The sequence below is a fragment of the Microbacterium maritypicum MF109 genome (genome assembly GCF_000455825.1).
GTDB classification, from domain to species: domain Bacteria; phylum Actinomycetota; class Actinomycetes; order Actinomycetales; family Microbacteriaceae; genus Microbacterium; species Microbacterium maritypicum_A.
In genome coordinates this window covers 1-334 of the sequence record NZ_ATAO01000214.1, presented here as the reverse complement: position 1 = coordinate 334, position 334 = coordinate 1, and the positions used below count along the sequence as shown (strand labels likewise).

Here is a 334-nt window from a genome sequence, read left to right as displayed (position 1 = left end):
GTCTACGAGGACTACTCGTTGCGCGTGGCCCGGCATCCGTCCGAGACCGATGCGTACATGCTCACACGCGTGCTGGCCCTACGGGCTCGAGTTCGCCGAAGGCATCGCATTCGGCGGCAGCATCTCCTCGACGGAAGAGCCCGCAGTGCTCGTGCGCGACCTCACCGGCCTCGTCACCGTCTGGGTCGAGATCGGGGCGCCCGACGCCGAGCGGCTGCACTACGGCAGCAGGCTCGCCGAGCGCACCGTGGTGTACACCCACCGCGACCCCGCCAAGGTGATGGCGCCGTGGACCGACAAGCGCATCCACCGCCGCGAGGACATCCGCCTCCAC

1 pseudogene is annotated in these 334 nt (G+C 69.5%); it reads left to right on the top strand.

The annotated features are described in order from the left end of the window. Positions 1 to 334, top strand: a pseudogene (locus L687_RS41660) (YaeQ family protein); the annotation flags it as partial.